Below are 8770 nucleotides of genomic sequence, written 5' to 3'. Positions count from 1 at the left end.
GGGGGGGGGTGGGGGGGGGGGGGGGGGGGGGGGGGGGGGGCGGGGGGGGGGGGGGGGGGGCGGCGCGGGGGGGGGGGGGCGCCGCGCCCCCCCCCCCCCCCCCCCCCCCCCCCCGCCGCAGGCGAACCGCGAGGGAGCTACTTCGTCCACTCCGCCCACGGGATGTTCCAGCCGTTGAGGCCGTTGGACGGGGAGACCACCGGGTCGGTGGAGTTCTTCACGACCACCACGTCGCCGGTCATCGAGTGGTTGAAGAACCAGGCGGCCGGCACGCCGCTGTCGTAGCCGCCGCGCACGTCCCGCAGGCCGATGCAGCCGTGGCTGGCGTTGTAGTTGCCGAAGGCGTCGCCGCCCCAGTAGTTGCCGTGCACGAAGGTGCCCGAGTCGGTCAGCCGCATGGCGTGCGGGACGTCCTTGATGTCGTACTCGCCGTCGTAGCCGACCGTGTCGCCGTTCATGCGGGTCACCGTGAACTTCTCACTGATGACCATCTGGCCGTTCCAGGTGGCGTAGCCGGCCTTGCCGGTGGTGACCGGGATGGTCTTGACGACCTTGCCCTCCTGCATGACCTTCATCGTGTGCTTCTTGGCGTCCACGACGGACACCTGGTCGCGGCCGATGGTGAAGGAGACCTTCTTGGACTGCTTGCCGTAGACGCCCTTGCGGCCCTCGACGCCGTCGAGGTTCAGCTCGACCGTGACCTTGGTGCCGGCCTTCCAGTACTTCTCGGGCCGGAAGTCGAGGCGGTCGTTGCCGAACCAGTGCCCCTGCACGTCGACGGCCGGGACCGTCGTGATCCTGATGGCCTTCTCGACGTCGTCCGGCGCGGTGATGCCCCGCGTGAAGCGGACCGAGAACGGCATGCCGACGCCGACGGTGGAGCCGTCCTCGGGCGTGAAGGTGCCGACGAAGGTGTTCTTGGGCGTCAGCGTGGTGAAGGACGCGTCCTCGGCGGCCGTACGGCCCTCGGCGTCCTTGGCGACCGCGTGCACCTGGTACTTGGTGGCGGCGGCCAGATGGGTGCGCGGCGTCCAGCCGGCGCCGTCCGCGGAGATCGCGCCGTCGACCTTTGTGCCCTCGGCGTCCTTGACGACGACCTCGGTCAGCTTGCCCTTGGCGGCCGTCACCTTCAGGGCGCCGCTGGTGTCGACGGCCTTCGCGCCGTCCTTCGGGGCGATCGAGACGACCGCCTCCGACTGCCCGCTCGCCGCTGTCGCGGCGCCCGGACCCTTGCCGTCCTTCGTCTTCTCCGCCCCGGAGGCCCCACCCCCGCAGGCCGTCACGGTCAGCAGCAGTCCTCCGACGAGCAGCGCCAGCCGCTTGTCGCGGCCGCGCGAGCGCCCGCCAACCGATGCCCCCGATATCGGTCGCACGTTCAAGTCCGTTCTCCCCTCCCCCGGGCCGCTCGGGCCCGCACGCAGGCACGTCCCCTGCGCTGCGCGCATATTAACCACATGGTCAGCGGCCCCGGTGACCCCGGAATGTCACCGTTCCGTCCCAACTTGGACCATGGGAGGAGAGGGGGGAGGGAAGCGACGTCCGGACGTCAGTTCACCGCGCTGCCGGCGCTCCACCGCCTCCAGTTCATGTTCCAGCCGCCGAGTCCGTTGTCCGGGGCGACCGTCTTGTCCTTGCTGCGGACCACCTCGACGACGTCCCCGACCAGACTGCGGTCGAAGAACCAGCCCGCGGGGGTGTCCGCGCCGCCGCCCTTCACGTCCCTGAGGCCCACGCACCCGTGGCTGAGGTTGACCCGTCCGAAGGCCTGCGGCGACGCCCAGTAGTTGCCGTGCAGGAAGGTGCCCGACTCGGTGAGCCGCATGGCGTGCGGCACGTCCGGGATGTCGTACTCGCTCTTGCCGTTCTTCTTCCTGAAGCCGACGGTGGCGCCGTTCATCCGGGTCAGCTCCAGCATCTCCGTGACCACCATCTTGCCGTTGTACGTGGTCGTCCTCGGTGCCCCGGCGGTGATGGGCACGGTGGCGAGCAGCTCGCCCTCGCGCCGCACCTGCATGGTGTGGTCGGCGGCGTCGACGAGGGAGACCTGGTGACGGCCGACGCTGAAGGACAACGTCCGGTACTGGAGCCCGTAGACGCCGGGCGCCCCCTCGACGTCGCGGAAGCGCAGGGAGACGGTGACGCGGGTGCCGGGCTTCCAGTAGTGCTCGGGGCGGAAGTCGAGCCGGGAGGTGCCGAACCAGTGCGGCCGGACCTCGACGGCCGGCTCGGCGCTCACGTGGACGGCGCGCTCGACGGCTGCCCGGTTCTCGATCTCCCGGTTGAACTCCAGGGACACGATCATCCCGGTGCCGACCGTCGAGCGGTTCTCCGGCGTGACGTACCCGATGAACCGCTCCTCGGGGACGTGCGTCGTGAACGTGGTGTGCCGGGCCGAGCGGTGCCCGTCGCCGTCCACGGCGACCGCGTCGACCGTGTAGCGGGCGGCGAGCGCGAGCCGGTCGTCCGCCGGGCGCCAGCTGCGGCCGTCCGCGGAGATCCGGCCCGGCACCTCGGCCTCCTGCGCGTCCTGCTGCCTGAGGACCCGCACCGACTCGAGCCGCCCGTCGGGCACCCGGACCCGCAGCGCCTGGCCGGGACGCACCTCCCTGGTGCCGTCCTGCGGGGTGACCCGGATGGTGTCCCCGGGCGCCGGGGGTTTGCCCAGCACCCGGTCCAGCCCGCTCCCGCCGTCCCCGCTGCATCCGGCGGCTCCCGCCAGCAGTCCTGCCCATGTCAGTACGGCGGTCAGTGCGACCCCCGCGCGCCGTGCGCGCCCAGTTACGTGCCTCACGCGCTGGACAACGACGGGGCACGCTCCGGGGAAACGTGAGTGCGAGGCACGCGCTGGGCAGAACAGGGGGGAGGACGACGCCGAGGGAGCAGCGGCCGGGACGCCGTACGCCCCGGGCCCGCGTCGTGCCACGAGCCGCGGGAGGCTGAACGGTGTCCAGCGCAGCCGAGCAGGAGGAGGTGGCGCACGAGCGCCCCGCCGCGTCCGCCACCGTGAACAGGGCACCGCGCAGGACGCCCGGCGTGCCCGTGCGGCCCGGCGCGTCCACACCGCTCGGCGCCCGCTTTCGGGTCGGCCCCGACGGGGTCGCCGGCACCAACTTCGCCCTGTGGGCGGGCGGCGCGGAGGCCGTCGAGCTGTGCCTCTTCGACGACCAGGGCCGTGAGACCCGCGCCCGGCTGACGGAACTCACGCACGAGATCTGGCACGGCTTCGTGCCCGGCGTGATGCCCGGCCGGCGCTACGGCTACCGGGTGCACGGCCGCTGGGACCCGTGGACCGGCGCCCGCTGGAACCCGGCGAAGCTGCTCCTCGACCCGTACGCCCGCGCGGTGGACGGCGAGTTCGGCCTGCCGCCCGAGGTGTACGGGCACGTCCGCGACTGGCCCCAGCAGCAGTTCGCCGACACCGTCCGCGACGAACGGGACTCCGCGCCGTACGTCCCCAAGGGCGTCGTCGTCCACGACGACGACGACTGGGCCGACGACCGCCGCCCCAAGACCCCCTGGGCGGACTCGGTCATCTACGAGCTGCACGTCCGCGGCTTCACCATGCGGCACCCCGGCGTCCCCGAGGAACTGCGCGGCACCTACGCCGGTCTGGCGCACCCGGCCGCGATCGAGTACCTGACCGGCCTGGGCGTCACGGCCGTCGAACTGCTCCCGGTCCACCAGTTCGCCCACGAGGACCACCTGCTGCGCAGGGGACTGCGCAACCACTGGGGCTACAACTCCATCGGCTACTTCGCCCCGCACGCCGGATACGCCTCCGCCGGGACGACGGGCGGGCAGGTCGGCGAGTTCAAACGCATGGTGCGCGCGCTGCACGCGGCCGGCATCGAGGTCATCCTCGACGTGGTCTACAACCACACCGCGGAAGCGGGCGAGCTGGGCCCGACGCTCTCCCTGAAGGGCATCGACAACCGCGGCTACTACCGGTTGCAGCCGGACGCCCGCCGGTACGCCGACTACACGGGCTGCGGCAACACCCTGCACGTGGTCCAGCCGCACGTGCTGCGCCTGATCACGGACTCGCTGCGCTACTGGGTCACGGAGATGGGCGTCGACGGCTTCCGTTTCGACCTGGCCGCCGCCCTCGCCCGCTCCATGCACGACGTGGACATGCTGTCGCCGTTCCTCGCGGTGATCGCGCAGGACCCGGTGCTGCGGCGGGTGAAGCTGATCGCGGAACCCTGGGACGTGGGATCGGGCGGCTACCAGGTGGGCGCCTTCCCCCCGCTGTGGACGGAGTGGAACGACCGCTACCGCAACACCGTGCGCGACTTCTGGCGGCACGCCCTGCCGGACGTCCGCGAGATGGGCTACCGCCTGTCCGGTTCCAGCGACCTGTACGCCTGGGGCGGCCGGCGTCCCTACGCCTCCGTCAACTTCGTCACCGCCCACGACGGATTCACCCTGCGCGACCTCGTGTCCTACGAGCGCAAGCACAACGAGGCCAACGGCGAGGGCAACCGGGACGGCACGGACGACAACCGCTCCTGGAACTGCGGGGCCGAGGGGGAGACGGACGACGAGCGCATACGGGCGCTGCGGCGGCGGCAGCTGCGCAACCTGATGACCACGCTGCTGCTGTCGACCGGCGTGCCGATGCTGGTCGCGGGCGACGAACTGGGCCGCACCCAGCGCGGCAACAACAACGCGTACTGCCAGGACAACGAGATCAGCTGGCTGGACTGGAGCCTGCTGGAGGACCCCGGCTGGAAGGCCCTGCACGACCTGACCGCCCGCCTGATCGCCCTGCGCCACCGCCATCCCGTGCTGCGCCGGCGGGCGTTCTTCTCCGGCCGGGCCCACTCCGTGGACGGGCTGCGCGACCTGGCCTGGTTCACCGCCCGCGGCACGGAGATGACGGAAGGGGACTGGTACGCGCCCGCGGCGACGCTCGGCATGTACCTCTCCGGCCGGGACATCCCCGGCCGCGACGAACGGGGCGCCCCGATCACGGACGACAGCTTCCTCGCCCTCCTGCACGCCGGCGACCGCCCCGCCCACTTCCTCCTGCCGGGCCCGCCCTGGGCACAACGCTACGAGGTCGTGGTCGACACCTCCGGCGAGGACCAGGCCACCGCCCCGGCCGTCACCCACCGGGCGGGGACGGGGGTGACGGTCCCGGCCCGGTCGGTGCTCCTGCTGCGGGTGTCCTCCTGAGGGCGGCTCCCGCACCCGGCCCGACCCCGCGAACGGCTGCCGATCCACTACCGGCCGCCGCGGCGCCGGGAACACCCCCGGAACGGGGATCGCGCGCCGGCACCGCGTCCCGCACGGCCGCCGCCCGCCCCGCAGGCATCCGCCTGCCCGCGGGCATCCGCCCGGCCGACCGGACCGCCTGAGGCCGCCGGGCCGCCGGACCGCCTGAGGCCGCCGGGCCGCCGGGCCGCCTGAGGCCGCCGGGCCGCCTGAGGCCGCCGGGCCGCCTGAGGCCGGAACCCGCCCCGGCGTACGAGCAGGAGTCCGGCCGGGTGGTGGCCGCACTGCGTGCTCACCCGGACCGTTAATCTGACCTGCGTCAGAACGACGGCAACACAGCACCGCAAGGTATGACGAAGAGGGGCGGACCGGTGGCGGACATCGAAGAAGCACGCAAGCAGTTCCAGCGGATCGACACGGACGGTGACGGATTCATCACCGCGATCGAGTTCAAGACCGCCCTGGCCCAGGGGGGCGACTGGAACGTCACCGAGACGGTCGCCGAGGCCGTCATCAAGACTCGCGACCTGGACGGCGACAAGGTCCTGTCGTTCGACGAGTTCTGGGCCTACCTGGACAAGTGACCCACGGGCGGAGGGGTGTCCCGCGCCGGCCGCGGGGCATCCCTCCGTCGTCTCTCGCCCGTCCGTCATCCGTCCGTCACCCGTATGGCGGCGGAGCGGAATAGCCGGCGACCGGCCGTGGTTGAGCCCCTCGGAAGCATGCATGTGCATGGATCGTTCGGGAAGGGCCTGACATGAAGATCGGCATCATCGGCGCGGGCAACATCGGCGGCAACCTCACCCGGCGGCTCACCGCCCTCGGCCACGACGTCTCCGTGGCCAACTCCCGCGGCCCGCAGACGCTCACGGAGCTGGCGAAGGAGACGGGCGCGACGCCCGTCGAGGTCACCGAGGCGGCGCGCGGCGCCGAGATCGTCGTCGTCACGATCCCGCTCAAGGCGGTCCCGGACCTGCCCTCCGGCATCCTCGACGGGGCGGCCGAGGACGTGGCCGTCATCGACACGGGCAACTACTACCCGCAGCAGCGCGACGGACGGATCGACGCCATCGAGGACGAGGGCATCACCGAGAGCCGCTGGACGGAGCGCCAGATCGGCCACCCGGTGGTCAAGGCGTTCAACGGCACCTACGCCCAGGACATCCTGGACCGCCCCCTCCCGGCCGGCGCCCCCGGCCGTATGGCCCTGCCCGTCGCGGGCGACGACGAGGCCGCCAAGGCGAAGGTGCGGGCCCTCGTCGACGAGCTCGGCTTCGACAGCGTCGACGCGGGCGGCATCGACGACTCCTGGCGCCAGCAGCCCGACACCCCGGTGTACGGCCTGCGGGGCGGGGTCGAGGAGGTCACCCGGGCCCTGGCGGAGGCCTCCCCGGAGCGCCCGGAGGGCTTCCGGGGCTGAGCCGCTCAGTCCACCGTGGCCCACGCCCGCAGCGCCGCCTTGTCGGCGAACTTCGCCACGTTCGTGTCCAGGGGCTCGTCGGTGTACTGGTGGAAGCGCCACTTCGCCTTGATGCGGGGCCTGCCCGCGGTGACGTAGTCGGCTATCCACAGGCCGTCGCCGGCGTACGAGGTGTCGTCGACGTTCAGCCAGTAGGTCCTGTTGCAGTACAGGACGACCCGGTTGCGCGGCCGTAGCTCCTTGAGCTTCCTGATGAAACGGTCCTTCTCGGCGTTGCTCGCGTGGGTGCCCGCTCCCGTCGTCTCCCAGTCGACGGCGAGGATGTCGCCGGGGCGCTCCGGGGCCTCGGCCAGGAAGTGTTCCGCCTGGGCGCTGAGGTTGCCGGGCCACAGGAAGTGGTAGAAGCCGACGACCAGACCGGCGTCCCGCGCCCGCTTCGTCTGGGCGGCGAGCTTCGAGTTGACGTAGGTGCGGCCCTCCGTCGCCTTGACGAAGACGAAGGAGAGACCTTCCGTCGAGTAGGTGGAGGACTGGTAGGCGCTGACGTCGACACCACGGAGCATGGGCAACTCCCGGAAGTGCAGGAGAACGGAAGGGAGTTGTCTTATGCCCCGACACGCCGAGGCCGGAACCTCCGCTTCCGTCCCCCGGCGCGACGGCGGGGGCTCAGCACTCGATGATGTTCACCGCGAGCCCGCCGCGGGCCGTCTCCTTGTACTTGACCGACATGTCCGCGCCGGTGTCCTTCATCGTCTTGATGACCTTGTCGAGGGACACCTTGTGCGTGCCGTCGCCGCGCATGGCCATGCGGGCCGCCGTGACCGCCTTCACCGCGGCCATGCCGTTGCGCTCGATGCAGGGGATCTGGACCAGGCCGCCCACGGGGTCGCAGGTGAGGCCGAGGTTGTGCTCCATGCCGATCTCCGCGGCGTTCTCGACCTGCTCGGGGGAGCCGCCGAGCACCTCCGCCAGCGCGCCCGCCGCCATGGAACAGGCGGAGCCGACCTCGCCCTGGCAGCCGACCTCGGCGCCGGAGATGGAGGCGTTCTCCTTGAAGAGCATGCCGATCGCACCGGCTGCCAGGAGGAAGCGGACGACGCCCTCCTCGTCGGCACCGGGGACGAAGTTGACGTAGTAGTGCAGGACGGCGGGGATGATGCCGGCCGCGCCGTTCGTGGGGGCGGTGACCACCCTGCCGCCCGCCGCGTTCTCCTCGTTCACCGCCATCGCGTACAGCGTGATCCACTCCATGGAGTGGGCCAACGGGTCGCCTTCCGCCCGGAGCTGACGGGCCGTCATGGCGGCGCGGCGGCGCACCCGCAGACCGCCCGGCAGGATGCCCTCGCGGGACATGCCGCGGGCCACACAGGCCTGCATCACCCGCCAGATCTCCAGCAGGCCCTCGTGGATCTCCTCCTCGGTGCGCCAGGCCCGCTCGTTCTCCAGCATCAGCGAGGAGATCGACAGCCCCGTCTCCCCCGTCAGGCGCAGCAGTTCGTCGCCCGTGCGGAAGGGGTACTTCAGGACCGTGTCGTCCAGCTTGATCCGGTCCGCGCCGACCGCGTCCTCGTCGACGACGAACCCGCCGCCCACCGAGTAGTACGTCTTCGACAGCAGCTCCGCGCCCCCGTCGTCGTACGCCCACAGTGTCATGCCGTTCGCGTGGTACGGGAGGGTCTTGCGGCGGTGCAGGACGAGGTCGTCGTCGAAGGAGAACGCGATCTCGCGCTCACCGAGCAGCCGGATGCGGCCCGAGTCCTTGATCCGCTCCACCCGCGCGTCCGCCGTCTCCACGTCCACCGTGCGCGGCGAGTCGCCCTCCAGGCCGAGCAGGACCGCCTTGGGGGTGCCGTGGCCGTGGCCGGTCGCGCCCAGGGAGCCGTACAGCTCCGCGCGCACGGACGCGACGGAGCCCAGCAGGCCCTCGTTGCGCAGACGCCGCGCGAACATGCGCGCCGCCCGCATCGGGCCGACCGTGTGGGAGCTGGACGGGCCGATGCCGATCGAGAACAGGTCGAAGACCGAGATGGCCACGGGAACTCCTCAATGCGGGGTGGTGCAGAAGGTTTCCGGTGGGGTGTCCCGCCCGCCGACCAGCGTGCGGGACACCCTTTCGAAAACCCGTCGGAAACC

7 protein-coding genes are annotated in these 8770 nt (G+C 71.9%); 3 read left to right on the top strand and 4 right to left on the bottom strand.

Going from position 1 to position 8770, the window contains the following annotated elements; genetic code table 11:
- Positions 1-137 precede the first annotated feature (137 nt).
- Entirely contained in the window at positions 138-1379 is a 1242-nt protein-coding gene (locus tag ACIP5W_RS25755; RefSeq protein ID WP_401478019.1) for an Ig-like domain-containing protein, read from the bottom strand.
- A 167-nt stretch (positions 1380-1546) separates the two neighbouring features.
- Positions 1547-2791, bottom strand: coding sequence for an Ig-like domain-containing protein (locus ACIP5W_RS25750; RefSeq protein WP_401478016.1), 1245 nt, complete (start codon positions 2789-2791; stop codon positions 1547-1549).
- 152 nt (positions 2792-2943) lie between these two features.
- Here ACIP5W_RS25750 and glgX point away from each other — a divergent pair, with 152 nt between their 5' ends.
- The 3 genes from glgX to ACIP5W_RS25735 all read left to right on the top strand — a co-directional run bounded on the left by glgX (position 2944) and on the right by ACIP5W_RS25735 (position 6637).
- Complete coding sequence (gene glgX, locus ACIP5W_RS25745; RefSeq protein ID WP_401478013.1) at positions 2944-5178, top strand: glycogen debranching protein GlgX; 2235 nt, start codon at positions 2944-2946, stop codon at positions 5176-5178.
- A 410-nt stretch (positions 5179-5588) separates the two neighbouring features.
- The gene (locus tag ACIP5W_RS25740; RefSeq protein ID WP_401478010.1) at positions 5589-5801 is read left to right on the top strand and encodes an EF-hand domain-containing protein; all 213 of its coding nucleotides are present in this window, start codon (positions 5589-5591) and stop codon (positions 5799-5801) included.
- Between the two features lie 173 nt (positions 5802-5974).
- Entirely contained in the window at positions 5975-6637 is a 663-nt protein-coding gene (locus ACIP5W_RS25735; protein ID WP_401478007.1) for an NADPH-dependent F420 reductase, read from the top strand.
- A 5-nt stretch (positions 6638-6642) separates the two neighbouring features.
- Here the strand turns inward: ACIP5W_RS25735 and ACIP5W_RS25730 are convergent, their stop codons facing one another.
- Together ACIP5W_RS25730 and ACIP5W_RS25725 are read right to left on the bottom strand one after the other, a co-directional pair.
- Positions 6643-7200: a GH25 family lysozyme gene (locus ACIP5W_RS25730; RefSeq protein ID WP_401478004.1), complete on the bottom strand. Its 558-nt coding sequence runs from the start codon at positions 7198-7200 to the stop codon at positions 6643-6645.
- Between the two features lie 103 nt (positions 7201-7303).
- The gene (locus ACIP5W_RS25725; protein WP_401478001.1) at positions 7304-8671 is read right to left on the bottom strand and encodes an L-serine ammonia-lyase; all 1368 of its coding nucleotides are present in this window, start codon (positions 8669-8671) and stop codon (positions 7304-7306) included.
- Between the last annotated feature and the right edge of the window lie 99 nt (positions 8672-8770).

Source organism: Streptomyces sp. NPDC088766 (genome assembly GCF_044750845.1).
GTDB lineage: Bacteria > Actinomycetota > Actinomycetes > Streptomycetales > Streptomycetaceae > Streptomyces.
The sequence above is the reverse complement of the archived record's forward strand: the minus strand, read 5'-3'. Positions and strand labels throughout refer to the sequence as shown.

Bases quoted from the DNA above. Each gene is read 5' to 3' on its own strand.
- ACIP5W_RS25730 (WP_401478004.1), bottom strand. From the start codon at position 7,200: ATGCTCCGTGGTGTCGACGTCAGCGCCTACCAGTCCTCCACCTACTCG.
- ACIP5W_RS25735 (WP_401478007.1), top strand. From the start codon at position 5,975: ATGAAGATCGGCATCATCGGCGCGGGCAACATCGGCGGCAACCTCACC.